The sequence below is a fragment of the Burkholderia sp. 567 genome, assembly GCF_040545115.1.
GTDB lineage: Bacteria > Pseudomonadota > Gammaproteobacteria > Burkholderiales > Burkholderiaceae > Burkholderia > Burkholderia ambifaria.
The window spans coordinates 177,705-198,710 of record NZ_JBEPLG010000011.1; the positions used below are offsets into that span (position 1 = coordinate 177,705).

General features: G+C 65.6%; 18 protein-coding genes, 1 tRNA gene and 1 pseudogene. 13 read left to right on the forward strand and 7 right to left on the reverse strand.

All coding sequences use genetic code 11. From position 1 onward, the window contains the following. Positions 1 to 120: 120 nt before the first annotated feature. Together ABIC50_RS28025 and ABIC50_RS28030 are read right to left on the reverse strand one after the other, a co-directional pair. On the reverse strand, positions 121 to 1,743 hold the full coding sequence (locus ABIC50_RS28025; RefSeq protein ID WP_165751653.1) for an NAD(P)/FAD-dependent oxidoreductase: 1,623 nt from the start codon (positions 1,741 to 1,743) through the stop codon (positions 121 to 123). Positions 1,744 to 2,042: 299 nt separating this feature from the next. Beyond that, positions 2,043 to 2,846 (reverse strand): inositol monophosphatase family protein, encoded by an 804-nt coding sequence (locus ABIC50_RS28030; RefSeq protein WP_006751612.1) that lies wholly within the window; start codon positions 2,844 to 2,846, stop codon positions 2,043 to 2,045. 279 nt (positions 2,847 to 3,125) lie between these two features. On the opposite strand from ABIC50_RS28030, the gene ABIC50_RS28035 reads away from it, so the two are divergent. Next, on the forward strand, positions 3,126 to 3,947 hold the full coding sequence (locus ABIC50_RS28035) for an RNA methyltransferase (RefSeq protein WP_354168141.1): 822 nt from the start codon (positions 3,126 to 3,128) through the stop codon (positions 3,945 to 3,947). Between the two features lie 291 nt (positions 3,948 to 4,238). Then, positions 4,239 to 5,012, forward strand: coding sequence for a serine O-acetyltransferase (gene cysE / locus ABIC50_RS28040; protein WP_006751614.1), 774 nt, complete (start codon positions 4,239 to 4,241; stop codon positions 5,010 to 5,012). Positions 5,013 to 5,069: 57 nt separating this feature from the next. Here cysE and ABIC50_RS28045 read toward each other — a convergent pair whose 3' ends face one another. The 4 genes from ABIC50_RS28045 to ABIC50_RS28060 all read right to left on the reverse strand — a co-directional run bounded on the left by ABIC50_RS28045 (position 5,070) and on the right by ABIC50_RS28060 (position 7,814). Further along, positions 5,070 to 5,870 (reverse strand): UDP-2,3-diacylglucosamine diphosphatase, encoded by an 801-nt coding sequence (locus tag ABIC50_RS28045; protein ID WP_012364187.1) that lies wholly within the window; start codon positions 5,868 to 5,870, stop codon positions 5,070 to 5,072. Between the two features lie 26 nt (positions 5,871 to 5,896). After that, a complete protein-coding gene (locus tag ABIC50_RS28050) occupies positions 5,897 to 6,388 on the reverse strand; it encodes a peptidylprolyl isomerase (RefSeq protein ID WP_006478428.1) in 492 nt (163 codons plus the stop codon). Between the two features lie 88 nt (positions 6,389 to 6,476). Next, on the reverse strand, positions 6,477 to 7,052 hold the full coding sequence (locus ABIC50_RS28055) for a peptidylprolyl isomerase (protein ID WP_105834228.1): 576 nt from the start codon (positions 7,050 to 7,052) through the stop codon (positions 6,477 to 6,479). A 39-nt stretch (positions 7,053 to 7,091) separates the two neighbouring features. After that, positions 7,092 to 7,814: a tetratricopeptide repeat protein gene (locus tag ABIC50_RS28060; protein WP_041491212.1), complete on the reverse strand. Its 723-nt coding sequence runs from the start codon at positions 7,812 to 7,814 to the stop codon at positions 7,092 to 7,094. A 234-nt stretch (positions 7,815 to 8,048) separates the two neighbouring features. Here ABIC50_RS28060 and cysS point away from each other — a divergent pair, with 234 nt between their 5' ends. The 4 genes from cysS to tilS all read left to right on the forward strand — a co-directional run bounded on the left by cysS (position 8,049) and on the right by tilS (position 12,889). Next, positions 8,049 to 9,446: a cysteine--tRNA ligase gene (gene cysS, locus ABIC50_RS28065; RefSeq protein WP_011657338.1), complete on the forward strand. Its 1,398-nt coding sequence runs from the start codon at positions 8,049 to 8,051 to the stop codon at positions 9,444 to 9,446. 43 nt (positions 9,447 to 9,489) lie between these two features. Next, complete coding sequence (locus tag ABIC50_RS28070; RefSeq protein ID WP_354168143.1) at positions 9,490 to 10,353, forward strand: DNA-3-methyladenine glycosylase family protein; 864 nt, start codon at positions 9,490 to 9,492, stop codon at positions 10,351 to 10,353. Positions 10,354 to 10,452: 99 nt separating this feature from the next. Further along, positions 10,453 to 11,424 (forward strand): acetyl-CoA carboxylase carboxyltransferase subunit alpha, encoded by a 972-nt coding sequence (locus tag ABIC50_RS28075; RefSeq protein WP_006478433.1) that lies wholly within the window; start codon positions 10,453 to 10,455, stop codon positions 11,422 to 11,424. A 43-nt stretch (positions 11,425 to 11,467) separates the two neighbouring features. Continuing rightward, positions 11,468 to 12,889 (forward strand): tRNA lysidine(34) synthetase TilS, encoded by a 1,422-nt coding sequence (gene tilS, locus ABIC50_RS28080; RefSeq protein WP_354168145.1) that lies wholly within the window; start codon positions 11,468 to 11,470, stop codon positions 12,887 to 12,889. Positions 12,890 to 13,011: 122 nt separating this feature from the next. On the opposite strand, the pseudogene ABIC50_RS34035 reads toward tilS, so the two are convergent. Continuing rightward, a pseudogene (locus ABIC50_RS34035) lies at positions 13,012 to 13,248 on the reverse strand (hypothetical protein); the annotation flags it as partial. Between ABIC50_RS34035 and ABIC50_RS28085 the strand changes: the two are divergent. From ABIC50_RS28085 to cyoD, 7 genes are all read left to right on the forward strand, one after another. Continuing rightward, positions 13,231 to 14,484: an aspartate kinase gene (locus ABIC50_RS28085; protein ID WP_006753708.1), complete on the forward strand. Its 1,254-nt coding sequence runs from the start codon at positions 13,231 to 13,233 to the stop codon at positions 14,482 to 14,484. The pseudogene ABIC50_RS34035 and the gene ABIC50_RS28085 sit on opposite strands and share 18 nt — an antisense overlap. A gap of 110 nt (positions 14,485 to 14,594) precedes the next feature. Further along, positions 14,595 to 14,688: transfer RNA gene (locus ABIC50_RS28090), tRNA-Ser, on the forward strand. Positions 14,689 to 15,264: 576 nt separating this feature from the next. Next, positions 15,265 to 16,794, forward strand: a complete 1,530-nt coding sequence (locus tag ABIC50_RS28095; RefSeq protein WP_354168147.1) for a complex I subunit 4 family protein — start codon at positions 15,265 to 15,267, stop codon at positions 16,792 to 16,794. 287 nt (positions 16,795 to 17,081) lie between these two features. Then, positions 17,082 to 17,969, forward strand: coding sequence for a ubiquinol oxidase subunit II (gene cyoA, locus ABIC50_RS28100; RefSeq protein ID WP_011657333.1), 888 nt, complete (start codon positions 17,082 to 17,084; stop codon positions 17,967 to 17,969). Between the two features lie 3 nt (positions 17,970 to 17,972). Continuing rightward, positions 17,973 to 19,979, forward strand: a complete 2,007-nt coding sequence (cyoB, locus tag ABIC50_RS28105) for a cytochrome o ubiquinol oxidase subunit I (protein ID WP_011657332.1) — start codon at positions 17,973 to 17,975, stop codon at positions 19,977 to 19,979. Further along, positions 19,979 to 20,587, forward strand: a complete 609-nt coding sequence (gene cyoC, locus ABIC50_RS28110) for a cytochrome o ubiquinol oxidase subunit III (protein WP_175655510.1) — start codon at positions 19,979 to 19,981, stop codon at positions 20,585 to 20,587. Before cyoB ends, cyoC begins: the two co-directional genes overlap by 1 nt. Further along, positions 20,588 to 20,920 carry a cytochrome o ubiquinol oxidase subunit IV gene (cyoD, locus tag ABIC50_RS28115; RefSeq protein WP_006759069.1) on the forward strand — a complete coding sequence of 111 codons (333 nt, stop codon included), beginning with the start codon at positions 20,588 to 20,590 and terminating at the stop codon, positions 20,918 to 20,920. Positions 20,921 to 21,006: the final 86 nt, after the last annotated feature.

Genomic DNA, 21,006 nt, shown 5'->3' on the forward strand with positions numbered 1-21,006 from the left:
AAGATCGCCATCGGTAGCCGCCGACCCAACCCAACGATTCGATCCGCTTCCCGGACCGGATTTGAAAAGCCGGCTTAACCCGGCGCACGCGACCCGCCTGCGCCGAGTCTCCCCAACCAATCAGGACCCGCGCCCCGACACCAGATCGAGCGCCACCGCCTGCGCGACTTCGATCCCGTCGATCGCCGCCGAGTAGATGCCACCCGCATACCCCGCGCCTTCGCCGGCCGGATACAGCCCTTCGACGTTCACGCTCTGGTAATCGTCCTTGCGACGGATCCGGATCGGCGACGACGTGCGCGTCTCCACGCCGGTGAGCACCGCATCGTGCATCGCGAAGCCGGCGATCTTCTTGTCGATCTGCGGCAGCGCTTCACGAATGGCTTCGATCACGTAGTCGGGCAGCGCGGTGCTGAGATCGGTCGGGCGCACACCAGGCTTGTACGACGGCACCACGGAGCCCAGCGACGTCGACGGCCGGCCCGCGATGAAGTCGCCGACCAGCTGGCCCGGCGCGCTGTAATCGCCGCCGCCGAGTTCGAACGCGCGCTCTTCCCACTTGCGCTGGAACGCGATGCCCGCGAGCGGGCCGCCCGGATAGTCTTCCGGCGTGATGCCGACGACGATGCCCGCGTTCGCGTTGCGCTCGGCGCGCGAATACTGACTCATGCCGTTGGTGACCACGCGGCCCGGCTCGGAAGTCGCCGCGACCACCGTGCCGCCCGGGCACATGCAGAAGCTGTAGACCGCGCGGCCGTTGCTGCAGTGGTGGACCACCTTGTAGTCGGCCGCGCCGAGTTGCTTGTGGCCCGCGAACTTGCCGAAGCGGCTGCGATCGATCAGCCCCTGCGGATGCTCGATCCGGAAGCCCAGCGAGAACGGCTTCGCTTCGACGTAGACGCCGCGATCGTGCAGCATCTGGAACGTGTCGCGCGCGCTGTGGCCCACGGCCAGCACGACGTGGTCGCAGCGCAGCGTTTCGCCGTTCGACAGCTTCAGCGAGCGCACCTTGCCCTGATCGATCTCGATATCCTCGACCCGGCTTTCGAAGCGCACTTCGCCGCCCAGTTCATGGATGGTCGCGCGCATCTTTTCCACCATGCTGACGAGGCGGAACGTGCCGATGTGCGGCCGGCTCAGATAAAGGATGTCCTCCGGCGCGCCGGCCTTGACGAATTCGTCGAGCACCTTGCGGCCGTAGTGGTGCGGATCCTTGATCTGGCTGTACAGCTTGCCGTCGGAGAACGTCCCGGCCCCGCCTTCGCCGAACTGCACGTTGGACTCGGGATTGAGGACGCTCTTGCGCCACAGGCCAAAGGTGTCCTTGGTACGCTCGCGCACGGCCTTGCCGCGCTCGAGGATGATCGGACGGAACCCCATCTGCGCGAGGATCAGGCCGGCAAACAGGCCGCACGGCCCCATGCCGATGACGACGGGGCGCAGGAAGTTGCCGTGCTCGGGCGCCTTCGCGACGAAGTGGTACGCCATGTCGGGCGTCACGCCGCAATGCGGCGTGGCGGCGAGGCGCGGAAGCACGGACGCTTCGTCCTTGACCTCGACATCGACGATATACGTGAGCTTGATGTCGGAGCGCTTGCGCGCATCGTGCGCACGGCGGAACACCGTGTAACGGAGGAGCCCGTCAGCCGCCACGCCAAGCTCCTCGAGGCGCGCGCGAATCGCGGCTTCGAGGGCGCTCTCGGGGTGATCGAGCGGGAGTTTCAGTTCGCTTAGCCGTAACATGAGTATTCGGATACGGTCGCCACGCAGTCGTGGCGGTGTTGAGACAGGCGGGGGCCGGCGCGCCGGCGGCGGCGTGCGCTGCCGGGCATTCCCGAAGCCGATCATCCGGCATCGGAAAGCGCGGCACGCGCGGCGGTACACCGGGCCACTCGGGCAAGGTCGGGACGGCCGCTCGAAGCGTCCGCTCCGTGAAGAAGATTACTTCGCTCCCCGGACAACGGAAAGGCAACGAGCGCTCCATCATGACGCTGCCAGCGCGTGGTGATGCGCTAGCCGTGCCGCGCGGGCGCGGCCCGGGCTTATTCCGCTGCCGGATGCACGCGGCTGTAGCGGTTCAGGATCGGGATCATTTGCGCATAGATCTTCGGGTTCGCCGCGACGATCTCATGGCGATGCAGGAAGTCGGCGTCGCCCGTGTAGTTGCCGACGAGGCCGCCGGCTTCGGTGATCAGCAGGCTGCCTGCCGCCATGTCCCACACGTTGATGCCTTGCTCGAAGAATGCGTCGAGACGGCCGGCCGCGACGTTCGCGAGATCGAGCGCGGCCGCGCCCGGACGACGCAGGCCCGTGCAGGCCTGGGTCATTTCGGTGAACAGGCGCGCGTAGGCGTCGAGGCCGTCCTTCTCGCGGAACGGGAAGCCGGTGCCGACCAGCGCGTCCGCCAGGCGGTCGCGACGGCCGACGCGGATGCGGCGGTCGTTCAGGTACGCGCCGCGGCCGCGGGTTGCCGTGAACAGGTCGTTCTTGTTCGGATCGTAGACGACGGCCTGCGTGACGACGCCCTTGTGCTCGAGCGCGATCGACACGCAGTAGTACGGGAAGCCGTGGATGAAGTTGGTCGTGCCGTCGAGCGGATCGATGATCCACTTGAATTCGGATTCGTTCTCGGATTCGCCCGATTCTTCCGCGAGGATCGCGTGGTCGGGGTAGGCGGTCTTCAGCGTCTCGATGATCGCCTCTTCGGCGGCCTTGTCCACTTCGGTGACGAAGTCGTTCTGCTGCTTCTTGCGGATCTCGATCAGGTCGAGGTCGAGGGAGGCGCGATTGATGATCTGTCCGGCGCGGCGCGCAGCCTTGACAGCAATATTGAGCATGGGATGCATGAGCTGGATCCTGTAGCCGGCGGCACGGGCCGCCACGAAGTGGAACACACCGCCTGGAACGGCGCAAAACGTGCCGGGCGAGATGAGACGCGAATTGACAAAGAGCGGGGTACGACCCGCGTCGCACGGGATGCGACGCGTAAGCGCATGATTTTACCCGATTTTCGAGCGTTTCAGGTGACCGGGATGCGGGGAAACCCCACTGGCCGTCCGGACGGGTGGGTTTGGCGGGGCGATGGCGCTACCATACGGCCATTCCGATGAACCGAGTCACATGTAGTGGAAACTCCGCTGAACCCCGCCGCGCCGTCCGAATCCGGCGCGGCCTCGTCCCCGCCGCCGTCCGGCGGCTTCACGTCCACCCGTTTCGTGCTCGTCGAGCCGAGCCATCCCGGCAATGTCGGGGCGGCCGCCCGCGCGTTGAAGACGATGGGTTTCTCCAGGCTCGTGCTGGTCGCGCCGCGCGTGCCGAACGTGCAGGACGACCCCGAGGCGATCGCGATGGCGAGCGGCGCCGACGACGTCCTGGCGTCCGCGCATGTCGTGCCCTCGCTCGGCGACGCGCTGTCCGGCGTCCACTGGTCGATCGCGCTGACCGCCCGCACGCGCGAATACGGGCCGCCGCGGCTGGCGCCGCGCGCGGCCGCCGAGCAGGCGTGCATGCAGGTCGGCGCCGGCGACATCGCGCTCGTGTTCGGCAACGAGCGCACGGGCCTCGCGAACGAGCACGTCGAGCAATGCAGCGCGCTCGCGCACATCCCGGCGAATCCGGCCTACAGCTCGCTGAATCTCGCGCAGGCCATACAGGTGCTCGCGTACGAGCTGCGCGTCGCGTTCCTGGAGCGGGGGAGCGAGCTGCGCCACGCGCAGGCCGAAGTCGGCACGCTCGCGCAGAGCGACGAGATCGAGCGGATGTACGCGCACCTCGAGAACGCGCTGGTCGCACTGGATTTCCTCGACCCGCGCAATCCGAAGAAGCTGATGCCGCGGCTGCGGCGCCTGTTCGCGCGCACGGGCCTCGAGCGCGAGGAAGTCAACATCCTGCGCGGCATCGCGAAGCACATCCTGCTGAAGTCCGGGACGCCTGCCGGCGACGCGTAAACGGCCGGTACGCCGGCGGCCGGTCGCTCAGGCGTTCGGTGGCTGCGTTGCGTCTGAAAAAGGCCGCGCTGCGTTGGCCGTCCGCCCGACCTGCGTCCCGGCCCGCGCGAATCCACCGGCGGGTCGTGTCGCTCGGCGACAACACGCGCCCCGCGTAAATACCCGCGCCGGCGGCGGGGTGAACGCGCGACGTTGTGCGGCCTTACCCGACTGGCCCTACAATCGCCGGACATCATAAGCAAATGACCCGGCGCGATAACGCCCGGCCTTTTCCCCAGCCCAGACCAGATCATGTTCACTAGACTGCGCGAAGACGTTGCGACGATTCGCGAGCGGGATCCCGCCGCTCGCAGTGCCTGGGAAGTGCTGACCTGTTATCCGGGGCTGCACGCGCTCGTGCTGCATCGGTTCGCCCATGCGTGCTGGCGCGCGAAACGCTACTGGCTCGCACGCTTCGCGTCGCAGGCCGGGCGCTTCCTGACGGGGATCGAGATTCACCCGGGCGCGACGATCGGCCGGCGCGTGTTCATCGATCACGGGATGGGTGTGGTGATCGGCGAAACCGCGATCATCGGCGACGACTGCACGATCTATCAGGGCGTGACGCTCGGCGGCACGTCGCTCACGCGCGGCGCAAAGCGCCATCCGACGCTCGAGGCCGGCGTGATCGTCGGCGCGGGCGCGAAGGTGCTCGGCGGTTTCACGGTCGGCGCGGGTGCGAAGATCGGTTCGAACGCGGTCGTCGTGAAGCCGGTGCCGGCAGGCGGCACCGCGGTCGGCAATCCGGCGCGCATCGTGATGCCGGCGCAACCGAAGCCGCAGCCCGAGCGCGCCGCGTTCTGCGCATACGGGATCACGCCGAACGCGGACGACCCGATGTCGCTCGCGATTCACGGGCTGATCGATCACGCGGCGAAGGAAAGCCGGCGCGTCGACGAGATCGTCGCGGCGCTCGAGCAACTCGGCACGCATCTGGAAACGCTGCAGGGCGCGGACGCGGCGCGTCTCGATTTGCGCAGGCTGTCGGCGGTGCTGGAAGGCAAGGCGGTCGAGCGCCAGTCGTAACGCGGCGTGTGCCGGCGGCTGCCGGCGGCGACACTCGCGCCGATCGTACCAATCGCGTCAGTCGAGCGGCATCGCGTGGATGCCTTCGGCGTCGACGCGCAGATAGCCGCCGCGCCGCGGGCCGTGGTCGAGATCCCAGTCGGGCAGTACCCAGCGAATCCCGCCCGGTTCGAGGTGGCGCGCGGGGCGATGCGTGTGGCCGTGAATGATTACGCTCGCGCGGCTCTTCTTGAACAGCGCGGCCACGCCTTCACGCGTGACATCGTAGATCGCCGAAACGGGGCGCATCCGGCCCGCTTCGCTGTTCGAGCGCATCCGCTCGGCGAGCGCACGGCGCCAACGGAACGGCCATACGAGAAACAGCGCCTGCGCGACGCGATTGCGAGCGAACCGCCGGAACACCTGATAGCCGCGATCGGCGGTGCATTGCGCGTCGCCGTGCGCGAGCACGATGCGCTGGCCAAACGCCATGATCAGCGCCGGGTCGGGCAGCAGCATCGCGCCGGCCGCCTTCATAAAGCGCCGGCCGAGCAGGAAATCGCGATTGCCGTGCATCACGTAGAGCGCGATGCCGCGCTCCGAGAACGTATGCATCAGCGCGGCCATGCGTGCCGCAAACGGATCGTCGTCGAGCACGTCGTCGCCGATCCAGTATTCGAACAGGTCGCCGAGGATGAACACCGAGTCGGCGCTGTCGGCCGTGTATTTCACGAAATGCTCGAACGCGGCGACCGTCTTCGGAATCGCCTCGCTCAGGTGCAGATCGGACAGAAACAGGAACGGGCGTGCGGCTTGCGCGTATTCGCGCTCGCCCGGCACGCCCGCGGAGACGCTTCGCGGCGGACTCTCCTGCAACATCGAAGTGCCTCCGTAACAACCGTGCGTCAGACCACCACGGCCTTTTCGATTACGACGTCGTCGGTCGGCACGTCCTGGTGGAAGCCCGCGTTGCCCGTCTTGACGCCCTTGATCTTGTCGACCACGTCCTGACCTTCGACGACCTTGCCGAACACCGCGTAGCCCCAGCCCTGCGGCGTCGGCGACGAGTGGTTCAGGAAGTCGTTGTCGTTCACGTTGATGAAGAATTGTGCGGTGGCCGAGTGCGGATCGTTCGTGCGCGCCATCGCGACCGTGTAGTTGTCGTTCTTCAGGCCGTTGTTCGCTTCGTTGTCGATCGGCGCGTCGGTCGGCTTCTGCTTCAGGCCCGGCTCGAAGCCGCCGCCTTGAATCATGAAGCCGTTGATCACGCGGTGGAACACCGTACCGTCATAGTGGCCCTTCTTCACGTAGTTGAGGAAGTTCTCGACCGTCTTCGGTGCCTTCGCGGCGTCCAGTTCGAGCTTGATCACGCCGTGGTTCGTGTGCAGTTCAACCATGATGAATTCCTTCGGTAAGGCGGTTTAAATGGCACGCGGCCGGTCGTGGGACGCGGCCGCGTGTGGCGCCGGACGTGCCGGCAAGTGCTTATTTCGAGACGATGCTGGCCGATTCGATCAGGATCGGCTGGGCCGGCACATCCTGCATCGGGCCGCGCGAGGTCGTCGCCACGCCTTCGATCTTCTTCACGACGTCGAGGCCGGACACGACCTTGCCGAACACCGCATAGCCGTTGCCGTCCGGGTTCGGGTAGTCGAGGCCGCTGTTGTCGACCGTGTTGATGAAGAACTGCGCGGTGGCCGAGTTCGGATCGCTGGTACGCGCCATCGCGATCGTGCCCGTCAGGTTCTTCAGACCATTGCGGCTTTCCAGCGGGATCGGCGCGCGGGTCGGCTTCTCCTCGAAGTTGGTCTTGTAGCCGCCGCCCTGGATCATGAAGCCCTTGATCACGCGATGGAAGATCGTGCCGTTGTACTGGCCGGCCTTCACGTAATCGAGGAAGTTGGCGACCGTCTTCGGCGCCTTCTCCGGGTAGAGCTCGACGCGGATGTCGCCCTGCGAGGTCTTCAGCTGCACGACGGGGTGCGTGGTAGCCGATTGCGCGAAAGCAGGCGCGGTCGCGAGAAGGGCGGCGCCGCCAAGCGCCAGCAACAGACGTTTCATTGCGATCCTCAGGTTGGGAGGGAAAGAAGGCCGCGCCGCTTATTTCGACGGCGCGACGTACGGCGCCGCCAGTGCGCCCGACGGACCGCTGAACTGGAACGTCGGCGACATCGGCAGCGTGGTGGTGCTCACGTTCGCGGCGGCGCGATCGGTGTACTCGCGCGTGGCGGGCTTCTCCGCGCGGGCGTTCGGCGCGGCCTTCGGCGGCGACACGATCTTCTGCAGATCGGCGAGGCGCTGCGCGGTCGCGCCGCTCGTGCGGCCGAGCGATTGCGCACGCTTGTACGATTCGGCCGCGAGGCGCAGGTAGAGATCGCCGAGGTTCTCGTATGCAAGCGAGTAGCTCGGATTCGATTGCGTCGCGGTGACGAGCGCGCTGCGCGCTTCGTCGTAGCGGCCGTGCTTCGCGTAGAGCGCCGCGAGGTTGTTGTACGGCTCGGGCAGTTCGGGGTAGGCCTGCGTGATCGCGACGAACTGCTGGATCGCGTCGTCGTCGCGGTTCAGGCGGGCGAGCACGGTGCCGCGCTTGAACTGCGCCTGCACGTCGTGCGGATTCGCCGCGATGCGCGCGTCGAGTTGCGCGAGCGCCTGCTTCCACTGCTTGCCGGTGATCGACGCGTCGATTTCGGGCGTGCCGTCGGCGGTGGCCGGGGCCTTCTGCGCATGTGCCGCGGGGGCCGCGAAAAGCGTCAGTGCGACGCCCATGACGGCGGTCGCAACGAGGGTCGCAGCGCTCGGCGCGCGGCCGCGATGAGGTTTCATAGGCGTAAATCGGAATGTTATACTCCGAGCCATTCTAACAAAACGTCTGCGCGTTCCGGCGAGCCGTAGACAGTCTTTCTTTGCCTCTCGTGGCCGTCACCGCTGTGCTTGCAGCCTGACCGCCCCATGTGATACCGAGGACACCCGGCGTCGTGCCGCAGCAGGTGGTGCTCCCGTTTCGCATGCTGGGCGAGCTTCGCCAGGGCGGTTTCCTTCGGCTCACGGTTCATCTCTATGGAATCACTGCGCATCTACAACACGCTCGCGCGTGACAAGCAAGTCTTCGTGCCGCGCCAGTCCGGCGAAGTGCGGATGTACGTATGCGGGATCACCGTCTACGACTATTGTCACGTGGGCCACGCGCGCATGCTGGTCGTGTTCGACCTCGTCCAGCGCTGGCTGCGTGCGATCGGCTATCGGGTCACGTACGTGCGCAACATCACCGACATCGAGGACAAGATCATCCGCCGCGCAGTCGAGAACGGCGAGACGATCAAGTCGCTGACCGACCGGTTCATCGGCGCGATGCACGAGGATGAAGCCGCGCTCGGCATCCAGCGGCCCGACCTCGAGCCGCGCGCGACGCAGTTCATTCCGCAGATGCTCGGGATGATCGAGAAGCTCGAGACGAACGGCTACGCGTACCAGGCGGCCGACGGCGACGTCAATTATTCGGTGCGCAAGTTCGCGAACTACGGGAAGCTCTCGGGCAAGTCGCTCGACGACCTGCGCGCGGGCGAGCGCGTCGCCGCGAACGACGCGAAGGAAGATCCGCTCGATTTCGTGTTGTGGAAGCGCGCGAAGGCGGACGATCCGCCAGGCGCGACGTGGGCATCGAAGTACGGGATGGGCCGGCCGGGCTGGCACATCGAGTGCTCCGCGATGGGCTGCACGCTGCTCGGCGAGCATTTCGACATCCACGGCGGCGGGCAGGATCTGCAATTCCCGCACCACGAGAACGAAATCGCACAGAGCGAAGGCGCGACTGGCCAGACGTTCGTCAATTACTGGATGCACAACGGCTTCGTGCAGGTCGACAACGAGAAGATGTCGAAATCGCTCGGCAACTTCTTCACGATCCGCGAAGTGCTCGAGCGGTACGACGCCGAGGTCATGCGCTTCTTCATCGTGCGCACGCACTACCGGTCGCCGCTCAATTACAGCGACGTGCATCTCGACGATGCGCGCGCGTCGCTCACGCGCCTGTACACGGCGCTGAAGGATGTCGAGCCCGACGCGCTCGCGCTCGACTGGAACGAGCCGCACGCGCAGCGTTTCGCGGCCGCGATGAACGACGACATCAACACGCCGGTCGCGGTGGCGACGCTGTTCGAGCTGGCGGGCGAGATCAACCGCACGCGCGATGCGTCGCTCGCGCGGCAGCTGAAACAACTGGCGGGCCTGCTGGGCCTGCTCGGCCGCGAACCGCGCGCGTTCCTGCAGCAGGCCACCGGTGCCGCGCAGGCCGGCGGGCTCGCAGCCGACGAGATCGAAGCGAAGATCGCCGCGCGTGTCGCGGCGAAACAAGCGAAGGACTATGCCGAAGCGGACCGGATTCGGGCGGAACTGCTCGACGCCGGCATCGCTCTTGAAGACAAACCGGGCGGATCGACCGAATGGCGTCGCGTATGAGCGCGGCGCGTTCCACTGACCGATCCGTCAGGTAGGAGGCAAGATGGCAACGGCAAGAAAAGCGCCGGTCAGGCGCGCGACCCCGGTCGCCGCGCGTCCGGCAGCCAGGCGCGCGCCGGCGGCGAAGACGGACGCGACGCGCGCCGTGCCGAACGGCGCGCTCAACGGTCATGCGAGGCCCGCGCGCACGAAGGGCGCGGACGCTGCGCAGCCGGAGGCCGCGATGGCGGCCGGCGACGCGGCGCGCAAGGTGCGTGCATCCGAGGCGGCAGCCGACGGCGCCGATGGCGTCGTGCGTCCTGCCTACTGGGACAAGGCGTGCGCCGATCTCGTCAAGCGCGACCGCATCCTGAAGAAACTGATCCCGAAGTTCGGTCCCGCGCATCTCGTGAAGCGCGGCGACCCGTTCGTCACGCTCGCGCGTTCGGTCGTCGGCCAGCAGATCTCGGTGCCGTCCGCGCAGGCGCTGTGGGCGCGCATTGAAGATGCATGTCCGAAACTCGCGCCGCAGCCGGTCATCCGGCTCGGCGCGGACAAGCTGATCGCATGCGGGCTGTCGAAGCGCAAGACGGAATACATTCTCGATCTCGCGCAGCACTTCGTGTCCGGCGCGCTGCACGTCGACAAATGGACGTCGATGGACGACGAGGATGTGATCGCGGAACTCACGCAGATCCGCGGCATCAGTCGCTGGACGGCCGAGATGTTCCTGATCTTCAACCTGTCGCGGCCGGACGTGCTGCCGCTCGACGATCCGGGCCTGATCCGCGCGATCAGCGTCAATTACTTCAGCGGGGAGCCCGTCACGCGCAGCGAGGCGCGCGAGGTGGCCGCCAACTGGGAGCCGTGGCGTACCGTCGCGACCTGGTACATGTGGCGCAGCCTCGACGCGCCCGACGCCGATTGATGGCTATCGGGTTTTAAACATCAATAGTTGAGAGCCGGTTTTGCACATCGCCCGCGCGGGTAGAATACGCGCTGCCGCAAGACCCAAGGATTCGAACACATGAAGACCACGTTTCTGGATTTCGAACAGCCGATCGCCGAACTCGAGGCCAAGATCGAGGAGTTGCGATTCGTGCAGGACGACTCGGCTGTCGATATTTCGGAAGAAATCGAGCGGCTGTCGAAGAAGAGCCAGCAACTGACGAAGGACCTCTACGCGAACCTGTCGCCGTGGCAGGTCTCGCAGATCGCGCGTCATCCGCAGCGCCCGTACACGCTCGATTACGTTGCGGAACTGTTTACCGATTTTCACGAACTGCATGGCGACCGCGCATTCGCGGACGACCTGTCGATCGTCGGCGGTCTCGCGCGCTTCGGCGGCCATCCGTGCATGGTGATCGGCCACCAGAAGGGCCGCGACACGAAGGAGCGCGCGGCGCGTAACTTCGGGATGCCGCGTCCGGAAGGCTATCGCAAGGCCGAGCGCCTGATGCGCCTCGCCGAGAAGTTCGGGCTGCCGATCTTCACGTTCGTCGATACGCCGGGCGCCTATCCGGGCATCGGCGCGGAAGAGCGCGGCCAGTCGGAAGCGATCGGCCGCAATCTGTACGTGATGGCCGAACTGAAGACGCCGATCATCACGACCGTGATCGGCGAGGGCGGTTCGGGCGGTGCGCTCGCGATCGCCGTGGCCGACACCGTGATGATGCTGCAGTTCTCGACCTACTCGGTGATCTCGCCGGAAGGCTGCGCGTCGATCCTGTGGAAGAGTGCCGCGAAGGCGCCCGAAGCCGCGGAAGCACTGGGCCTGACCGCCCATCGCCTGAAGGCGCTCGGCCTGATCGACAAGATCATCAACGAGCCGCTCGGCGGCGCGCACCGCGATCCGAAGGGTATGGCCGCGCTGTTGCGCCGCGCGCTTGCCGATTCGCTGCGCCAGTTCCAGGGCATGAGCATCGATGCGCTGCGCGAGCGCCGCTTCGAACGCCTGATGGCCTACGGCAAGTTCAAGGAAACCACGCCCGGCGCATGACCGGCGTGTTCACATCGCGCGCCGTCCGGCGCGCGTCCGTCTCGTGATCCCCCCGACCGAACTCTTCGCCGACCGCGTCGTACTCGATGCGGTCGGCGCTGCGCTTGCCGATCTGCCGGCCGATGCGCGTATCGCGATCGCGTACAGCGGCGGCCTCGACTCGACCGTGCTGCTCGATGCGGCCGTGCGCGTGGCCGGCGCGTCGCGCTGCGTCGCGCTGCACGTGCATCACGGCCTGAGCCCGAACGCCGACGCGTGGGTCGCGCATGCACAAGCGACGGCCGGGCGGCTCGGTGTCACGTTCGAATCGGAGCGTGTCGACGTGCCGCGCGACAGTGGCCTCGGCATCGAGGCGAGCGCCCGCGAGCGTCGCTATGCGGCGCTCGATGCGATGTGCGAGCGTCACGGCGTGGCGGCGCTCTGGGTCGCGCAGCACGCGGACGACCAGGCCGAGACCGTGCTGCTGCAACTGTTGCGCGGCGCGGGGATCGCGGGCCTGGCCGCGATGGCGCCGCGCTATCGTCCCGACGGCGCGAGCGTCGAGCGCGTGCGGCCGTTCCTGCGATTGTTGCGTGCCCAACTGGAGCGCTACGCGGCGCAGCGTGAGCTCGCGTGGATCGACGACGAATCGAACGCCGACACGCGCTACGCGCGCAATGCGTTGCGCATCGACGTGCTGCCCCCGCTCGCCATGCATTTCCCGGGCTTTCGCGATGCGCTGGGCCGTGCGGCCCAGCATGCGGCCGCCGCGCAGCGGCTGCTCGACGACCTGGCCGAACTGGATTTCGCCGGCGCCGCGCGCGACGACGGCCGCGCGCTGTCGCGCGATGCGCTGGTTGCGTTCGACGACACGCGCGGCGCGAACCTGCTGCGTTTCTGGATGCGGCGGCTCGGCTTGCCCGGTGCGTCGGCTGGCCGGCTCGCGAACATGATGCGGCAACTGCGCGATGCGCACGACGCGCATGCGCTGCGGGTCGATCACGCGGGGCAGTGCCTGCGACTCTATCGCGATGTCGTGTACTGGGAGGCCGGCGACAGTGCCGACCCGGCCGACGATGGCACCGGGATGCCGCGTCCCGAATCCTCGCTCGCATGGGACGGACAGGAAGTCTGGCACGTGCCGGCGTGGCGCGGCACGTTCGTGTTCGCGCCGGCCGAGGCCGGCAGCGACGGGGCGGTGCCGGAGGCCTTGCTGCGCGGTGCGACGCTCGTCGTGCGCGCCCGGGCGGGCGGCGAGCGGCTGCGTACGTCGCCCGGCGGCCCGGGACGCACGCTGAAGAACCTGTTCCAGGAGCGCGGCGTGCCGGCGTGGCAGCGCGACGTGCCGCTGCTGTTCGCGGGCGACCGGCTCGTCTACGTGCCGCGGCTCGGCGTGAATCATGGCGACGGGCTGGCCGGCGAAGCGCTCTCCGGCAACGGTGGGTGGCGCCGGATCGAATGGCGTCCCGACTTGCTGATCGCGTAGCGGCGGCGTGCTTGCGGCTGCGCGATCGCGCGCCGGTTTTCACCATTTGGTAAACAGCGCCGGAACGCCTGCCAAACGGGCGGGCGGCTTGTCAAGCGGGCCTCTATCGGGTACGCTCGGACGTTTGCTCGGCTCGATTTTTGAGCGTTTTGTGCAGGTTTTCCGCGTGACGTACCCGGTTTGCGCGGCCTGATCGGCCTTCCGGGCAAAATCGTCACGCTTGCGTGTTGCGTCCCAGCCGTCCCCCTCGTCGTCCGTCCACAGCCACAAGCCGCGTGACCGAACGGCAACGCGGCCTGCCCAGCGCGCCCGTGCGGCTTCTCCTCCAGTTCAGAACGACAATGGCACTCATCGTACACAAATACGGCGGCACTTCGATGGGCTCGGTCGAGCGCATCAAGAACGTCGCGAAACGCGTCGCAAAATGGCATCAGGCCGGGCACCAGATGGTGGTCGTGCCGTCCGCGATGTCCGGCGAAACCAACCGTCTGCTCGGTCTCGCGAAAGAGATTTCGAGCCAGCCGAGCCCGCGTGAGCTCGACATGATCGCGTCGACCGGCGAGCAGGTCAGCGTCGGCCTGCTGTCGATCGCGCTGCAGGAAATCGGCGTCGAAGCCGTGAGCTACGCCGGCTGGCAAGTGCCGATCAAGACGGACAACGCGTACACGAAGGCGCGTATCCACTCGATCGACGACGAGCGGGTGAAGGCCGATCTGAACGCCGGCAAGGTCGTGATCATTACGGGTTTCCAGGGCGTTGATCCGGACGGCCACATCACGACGCTGGGCCGCGGCGGCTCGGACACGTCGGCGGTGGCGGTCGCGGCCGCGCTGGATGCCGAAGAGTGTCTGATCTACACGGACGTCGACGGCGTCTACACGACCGACCCGCGCGTGGTCGAAGAGGCGCGACGCCTCGACCGCGTGACGTTCGAGGAAATGCTGGAAATGGCCAGCCTCGGCTCGAAGGTCCTGCAGATCCGCTCGGTCGAATTCGCCGGCAAATACCAGGTGAAGACGCGCGTGCTGTCGAGCCTGACCGATCCGCTGATTGCGCTCGACGAAGAAATGCGCTCGGGCACCCTGATTACTTTTGAAGAAGACGAGACCATGGAAAAGGCAGTCATTTCCGGCATCGCGTTCCAGCGCGACGAAGCACGCATTGCGGTGATGGGCGTGCCCGACAAGCCGGGCATCGCGTATCAGATCCTCGGCCCGGTCGCCGACGCGAACGTCGACGTCGACATGATCATCCAGAACCAGAGCGTCGAGGGCAAGACCGACTTCACGTTCACGGTCGGTCGCGGCGACTACCAGAAGGCGATGGACATCCTCACCAACCAGGTGAAGGGCCATGTGAGCGCCGAGCGCGTGCAGGGCGACCCCAAGGTGTCGAAGGTGTCGGTGGTCGGCGTCGGCATGCGTTCGCACGTGGGCGTCGCGAGCAAGATGTTCCGCACGCTGTCGGAAGAGGGCATCAACATCCAGATGATCTCGACGTCCGAAATCAAGATTTCGGTGCTGATCGACGAGAAGTACATGGAGCTGGCCGTCCGCGCGCTGCACAAGGCATTCGAACTCGAGCAGGCGGCGTGAATTATTTGTGATGCATTGAAGAAAATGCATCACGGAAATTGACGAGCGGTTCGAAACCCTATATTATTTCGTTCTCGTCGCACTGCCTCCCTGGTGCGAGCGAAAGTTTGGGAGACGTGGCCGAGAGGTCGAAGGCACTCCCCTGCTAAGGGAGCATCTGGGCCAAAACCTGGATCGAGGGTTCGAATCCCTCCGTCTCCGCCAAAAGCGGTGACAAAGCCCCGCAAGTTCTCGGACTTGCGGGGCTTTTTCTTTTTCGGCCGCCTTTTCGAGCGTGCCGTTTGGGCATTCCGTACTGACCATCCTTTCGGATCGACCCCTGTTGATCGGTTCGCCGACGCGGCGACCTCCGAGGTCGCGAATCATTGCGACCGGCGCTCATTGAAATAAAAATGAAAGTGACCCTGTAAGGATCGAGTCGCTCTCATCCATCGCTCCCCACATTCTGTCGTTGCGCACCGACTCGCAGCGCTTCCGAAAAAAATGCGGCATCGCACCGCTCGGTGCGATCGACACTGCTCCGCACTACAAAAAATTACTCATAAAAATCAAAGGCCTACCTGCAGAACGCAAAACAAAGCTCTGTTGCGCTGCAAAAAATAATTAACCGCCTTATGCTGGTTAACCCGATAGCGTTTGAGCGGCATCAAGCTTTGCCCTGATTCCGCTTTACATTTTGCCAACATTGGCGATCCACGAAATCTAGCTGTCGATTTGATTTCGTTCCCATCGTCACGTCTGTTCCCACTACAGCGCGCGACCCTCTCAAGGCCTGTTGACATGCATGATTTCCCCTTTCTGAGCCTGGCGATCTGGGTTCCGATCCTGTTCGGCGCGTGCCTGCTGCGTGCCGGCTCCGACCATCATCCGCATCGCACGAGACTGATCGCGCTCGTCGGCGCACTCGCGGGGCTGGCCGCCGTCGTGCCGCTCGTCACCGGTTTCGATTCGCACTCGGCCGCGATGCAGTTCGCCGAAACCCGCGACTGGCTCGCGGCCTTCAACGCCGGCTGGCGCGTCGGGATCGACGGCGCGTCGCTGTGGCTCGTCGTGCTGACCGCCTTCACGACGCTCGTCGTCGTGATCGCGTCGTGGGAATCGATCACGGTGCGCGTCGCGCAGTACTACGCGTCGTTCCTGATCCTGTCGGGGCTGATGGTCGGCGTGTTCGTCGCGCAGGACGGCCTGCTGTTCTTCATCTTCTTCGAGGCCACGCTGATTCCGCTGTACCTGCTGATTGGCACGTGGGGCAGGGAGCATCGCGTCTACGCGGCCGTGAAATTCTTCTTCATCTCCTTCGCGGGTTCGCTGCTGCTGTTGATGGCGATGCTGTACCTGTTCGCGAAGTCGCACACGTTCGACATGAACGCATGGCGCACGCTGCAGCTTGGCTTCGCGCCGCAATTGCTGGTGTTTCTCGGCTTCTTCGCCGCGTTCGCGGTCAAGGTGCCGATGTGGCCGGTGCATACGTGGCTGCGCGACGTCTACACGGACGGCCCGACGGGCGCCGCGCTGATGCTCGCGATGCTCAAGCTCGGCGGTTACGGCTTCCTGCGCTTCGCGCTGCCGATCACGCCGGACGCGAGCCACTTCTTCGCGCCGGCCGTGATCGCGTTGTCGCTGTTCGCGATCGTCTACGCGAGCCTGATCGCGCTCGCTCAGACCGACCTCGGCAAGCTGCTCGCGTATTCGACGGTCGCGCACATGGGGATCGTCACGCTCGGGCTGTTCCTGTTCAACCAGATCGGCGTCGAAGGCGCGATCGTGCAGCTCGTGTCGTACGGCTTCGTCGCGGGCGCGATGCTGCTCTGCGTGAGCGTGCTGGTCGACCGCACGAAGCAGCGCGAGATCGGCGCATACGGCGGCGTGGCGGGCGTGATGCCGCGCTTCGCGACGTTCGCGCTGCTGTTCGCGATGGCCAACGTCGGCCTGCCGGGCACGTCGGGTTTCGTCGGCGAGTTCATGGTCATCATGGGCGCGATCCGCGTCAACTTCTGGATCGGCGCAATCGCGGCGCTCACGCTGATTCTCAGCGCGTCGTACACGCTGTGGATGGTCAAGCGCGTCGTGTTCGGCAAGATCGCCAGCCCGCGCATCGCGAAGCTCGCCGACTTGAGCCGCCGCGAGATCGTGATGTTCGCATCGCTCGCACTGATTGTGCTGATGGTCGGCGTCGATCCGAAGCCGTTCACCGACGCGATCGATCCGACCGTCGCACGGCTGATCGAAGACGCCAGCCGTTCGAAGCTGCCGGCCGGGGACGGCGTCGCACCGGCGCAGCCGGCGTTCATGGCATCGGCGCACGGCTGAATCGCGTGACATCGCGCACGACGGCTGCATCGCACGACGATGCGGTTGTTGTGCGCGCATCCATCTGTGCGGGCGCGAACGCTCGAACGTTGTCACCCGGTCTTCGGCCGGCTTCCGGCTGCGTGAAATTGCCCCGCGACAATCTGTCTCACAACAGATTCTGCAATGATGATTTGCCGCATCCACCGGTTTTTCATCGCACTCGCGCGACGTATGATTCGGCCACTTTCGTGGATCGAATGCGCATCGGGCATACGCAACGGATTCAATGACCCTCGGGCTGTGTGATGAAAAGAAGAGCTTCAAAAGGCTGGACGGCGCTGATATCGATCGGCGCGGCGCTGAGCCTGTCAGGTTGTAATTTAGATGTACTAAATCCGAAAGGTAGCGTCGGCGCCGCCGAAAAGGCGCTGATCGCGACTTCGACATGGGCGATGCTGGTCGTCGTCGTGCCGGTGATCCTGCTCACGCTGTGGTTCGCGTGGCGTTACCGCGCATCGAACCGCAACGCCACCTACGCGCCGAACTGGTCGCACTCGACCGCGATCGAGGTCGTGATCTGGACGGTGCCGACGCTGATCATCCTGTTCCTCGGCGTGCTCACGTGGAAAACCACGCACGAGCTCGATCCGTACAAGCCGCTCGAGTCGTCGGTGAAGCCGATCGACGTCGAGGTCGTCGCGCTCGACTGGAAGTGGCTGTTCATCTATCCGGAACTCGGCATCGCGTCGGTGAACCAGCTCGCGATTCCGGTCGGCACGCCGGTGAACTTCCGCATCACGTCGGATTCGGTGATGAACTCGTTCTTCATTCCGCAGCTCGGCGGCCAGGTCTACGCGATGGCCGGCATGCAGACGCGCCTGCACCTGATCGCCGACGAAGCCGGCGACTACGCGGGCACGTCCGCCAACTTCAGCGGCCGCGGCTTCTCCGACATGAAGTTCCGCACGCTCGCCGAGCCGCGCGAGCAGTTCGACGCATGGGTGCAGAAGGTGAAGGCCTCGCCCGAGCGGCTCGACGCGACCGTGTACGGCACCGTCGCGCAGCCGAGCGAGAAGGCGCCCGTGCGCTACTTCTCGTCGGTCGATCCGCGGCTCTTCCACAACATCATCGCGAAGTACAACGATGGCCACGTTCTCGACCTGAAGGACGCCGCCTGCGGCACGAAGGGGTAACGCATGTTCGGAAAACTCACACTATCGGCGATCCCGTTCGATCAGCCCATCATCATGGTGGCCGGCGCCTTCATGGGGCTGGTCGTGCTGGGCATCCTCGCCGCGCTGACGATCACCGGCCGCTGGAAGTGGCTGTGGACGGAATGGCTGACGACGGTCGACCACAAGAAACTCGGCGTGATGTACATCATCGTCGCGCTGATCATGCTGCTGCGCGGCTTTGCCGACGCGATCATGATGCGCATGCAGCTCGCGCTCGCGTACAACGCGCCCGGCTACCTGCCGCCGCACCACTATGACCAGATCTTCACGGCACACGGCGTGATCATGATCTTCTTCATGGCGATGGTGTTCATGGTCGGCCTGATGAACCTGATCGTGCCGCTGCAGATCGGCGCGCGCGACGTCGCATTCCCGTTCATCAACTCGCTGTCGTTCTGGATGACGGCGGTCAGCGCGATCCTGATCAACGTGTCGCTCGTGATCGGCGAGTTCGCGCAGACGGGCTGGCTCGCGTATCCGCCGCTGTCGGAGCTGCAGTACAGCCCGGGGGTAGGGGTCGACTACTACCTGTGGGCGCTGCAGATCTCGGGCGTCGGCACGCTGCTGACCGGCGTGAACTTCTTCGTGACGATCATCAAGATGCGCGCGCCCGGCATGACGCTGATGAAGATGCCGGTGTTCACGTGGACGGCCCTCTGCACGAACGTGCTGATCATGGCGTCGTTCCCGATCCTGACCGCGACGCTCGCGCTGCTCGGCCTGGACCGTTACCTCGGCATGCACTTCTTCACGAACGAAGCCGGCGGCAACGCGATGCTGTACCTGAACCTGATCTGGGCGTGGGGCCATCCGGAGGTGTACATCCTGATCCTGCCGGCGTTCGGCATCTTCTCGGAAGTCATCGCGACGTTCTCGAAGAAGCCGCTGTTCGGCTACAAGACGATGGTGTACGCGACCTGCGCGATCATGGTGCTGTCGTTCCTCGTGTGGCTGCATCACTTCTTCACGATGGGGTCTGGTGCGAACGTGAACGCGTTCTTCGGCATCATGACGATGATCATCGCGATCCCGACCGGCGTGAAGGTATTCAACTGGCTGTTCACGATGTACCGCGGCCGGATCGAATTCACGACGCCCGTGCTGTGGACGATCGGCTTCATGGTCACGTTCACGCTCGGCGGCATGACCGGCGTGATGATGGCGATCCCGGGCGCGGACTTCGTGCTGCACAACAGCCTGTTCCTGATCGCGCACTTCCACAACGTGATCATCGGCGGCGTGCTGTTCGGTTATCTCGCGGGCTTCAACTATTGGTTCCCGAAGGCGTTCGGCTTCAAGCTGAACGAGAAGCTCGGCAAGGCCGCGTTCTGGTTCTGGCAGGTCGGCTTCTACGTCGCGTTCGTGCCGCTCTACGTGCTCGGCTTCATGGGCATGACGCGTCGCCTGAACCACTACGACAACCCGGCGTGGCATCCGTGGCTGCTGGTCGCCGCGTTCGGCGCGGTGCTGATCGCGATCGGCATCGCATGCCAGCTGCTGCAACTGGTCGTCAGCATCCGCAACCGCAACTTGCCCGCGTATCGCGACACGACGGGCGATCCGTGGGGCGGCCGCACGCTGGAATGGGCGACGTCGTCGCCGCCGGCCGACTACAACTTCGCGGTGCTTCCGCACGTGCGCACGCTGGACGCGTACGCCGACATGAAGGCACGCGGCGACGGCCGGCCGAACCCGGCGACGATTCGCGACATCCACATGCCGTCGAACACGTGTGCGGGTCTCGTCATCGCGGTCTTCAGCCTGGTGCTCGGCTTCGCGCTGGTATGGCACATCTGGTGGATGGCGATCGGCGGACTGGTCGGCATCATCGCGACGCTCGTGATCTACAGCTCGCGTGACAACGACGGCTATTACATCCCGGCGTCGAAAGTGCGCAAGATCGAAGAGAAGCAACCGGCGGCGCGCGTGGCCACGCGTGTCGACGACGTGGAACTGGAGGCCAACTGATGTTGCAGAAAACCTTGAGCGCAACCCTGCTCGAGCACGACGACCATCCGCCGTCGCACTCGGTGTTCGGCTTCTGGCTGTACCTGATGACCGACTGCGTGATCTTCGCGGCGCTGTTCGCGACGTTCGCGGTGCTCGGCAACCAGTACGCGGGAGGTCCGACCGCGAAGGACCTGTTCGACATTCCGGGCGTCGCGGTCGAAACCGCCGCGCTGCTGCTGTCGAGCATCACCTACGGCTTCGCGATGCTGGCCGCGTACAAGCAGCGGCGCGGCGCGCTGCTCGCGTGGCTCGCGGTGACGTTCGTGCTCGGCGCGGCCTTCCTCGCGATGGAACTGCGCGAGTTCTCGCACCTGATCGCGGACGGCGCAGGCCCGCAGCGCAGCGCATTCCTCTCCGCGTTCTTCACGCTGGTGGGCACGCACGGGCTGCACGTGACGGCCGGCCTGCTGTGGATGATCGTGCTCGCGGCGCAGATCGTATTGCGCGGCGGTGACCTGACCGACCGCGACCTGCGGCGCCTGACGTGCCTGAGCCTCTTCTGGCACTTCCTCGACATCGTGTGGATCTGCGTGTTTTCCTTTGTCTATCTCGCGAGCGTGATCTAAATGGCCCATTCGCATTCGTCTCAACTCGAAGAAGGGCACGGCAGCGTCGGCGGCTATGTCGCCGGGTTCATCCTGTCGGTGCTGCTCACGGCCGCGTCGTTCGGCCTCGTGATGGGCGGCGTGCTGTCGCCGCATGCATCGCTGATCGCGCTGGCCGCGCTCGCGTTCGTGCAGATCGTCGTGCACCTCGTGTACTTCCTGCACATGAACGGCTCGTCCGGCCAGCGCTGGAACGTGATGGCGTTCAGCTATACCGTGCTGACCGCGGCGATCCTGATCGTCGGCACGCTGTGGGTGATGCACAACGTCAGCATGAACATGATGTCGCGCTGAGTGGTGTCGCGGCGCAGCGGACGATCTCCATGCGCATTCATGCAGGAAAGGCGGCACGCGAGTGCCGCCTTTTTTCATTTCGGCGC

Bases quoted from the DNA above. Each gene is read 5' to 3' on its own strand.
- ABIC50_RS28025 (WP_165751653.1), bottom strand. From the start codon at position 1,743: ATGTTACGGCTAAGCGAACTGAAACTCCCGCTCGATCACCCCGAGAGC.
- ABIC50_RS28030 (WP_006751612.1), bottom strand. From the start codon at position 2,846: ATGCATCCCATGCTCAATATTGCTGTCAAGGCTGCGCGCCGCGCCGGA.
- cysE (WP_006751614.1), top strand. From the start codon at position 4,239: ATGTTCACTAGACTGCGCGAAGACGTTGCGACGATTCGCGAGCGGGAT.
- ABIC50_RS28045 (WP_012364187.1), bottom strand. From the start codon at position 5,870: ATGTTGCAGGAGAGTCCGCCGCGAAGCGTCTCCGCGGGCGTGCCGGGC.
- ABIC50_RS28050 (WP_006478428.1), bottom strand. From the start codon at position 6,388: ATGGTTGAACTGCACACGAACCACGGCGTGATCAAGCTCGAACTGGAC.
- ABIC50_RS28055 (WP_105834228.1), bottom strand. From the start codon at position 7,052: ATGAAACGTCTGTTGCTGGCGCTTGGCGGCGCCGCCCTTCTCGCGACC.
- ABIC50_RS28060 (WP_041491212.1), bottom strand. From the start codon at position 7,814: ATGAAACCTCATCGCGGCCGCGCGCCGAGCGCTGCGACCCTCGTTGCG.
- cysS (WP_011657338.1), top strand. From the start codon at position 8,049: ATGGAATCACTGCGCATCTACAACACGCTCGCGCGTGACAAGCAAGTC.
- ABIC50_RS28070 (WP_354168143.1), top strand. From the start codon at position 9,490: ATGGCAACGGCAAGAAAAGCGCCGGTCAGGCGCGCGACCCCGGTCGCC.
- ABIC50_RS28075 (WP_006478433.1), top strand. From the start codon at position 10,453: ATGAAGACCACGTTTCTGGATTTCGAACAGCCGATCGCCGAACTCGAG.
- ABIC50_RS28085 (WP_006753708.1), top strand. From the start codon at position 13,231: ATGGCACTCATCGTACACAAATACGGCGGCACTTCGATGGGCTCGGTC.
- ABIC50_RS28095 (WP_354168147.1), top strand. From the start codon at position 15,265: ATGCATGATTTCCCCTTTCTGAGCCTGGCGATCTGGGTTCCGATCCTG.
- cyoA (WP_011657333.1), top strand. From the start codon at position 17,082: ATGAAAAGAAGAGCTTCAAAAGGCTGGACGGCGCTGATATCGATCGGC.
- cyoB (WP_011657332.1), top strand. From the start codon at position 17,973: ATGTTCGGAAAACTCACACTATCGGCGATCCCGTTCGATCAGCCCATC.
- cyoC (WP_175655510.1), top strand. From the start codon at position 19,979: ATGTTGCAGAAAACCTTGAGCGCAACCCTGCTCGAGCACGACGACCAT.
- cyoD (WP_006759069.1), top strand. From the start codon at position 20,588: ATGGCCCATTCGCATTCGTCTCAACTCGAAGAAGGGCACGGCAGCGTC.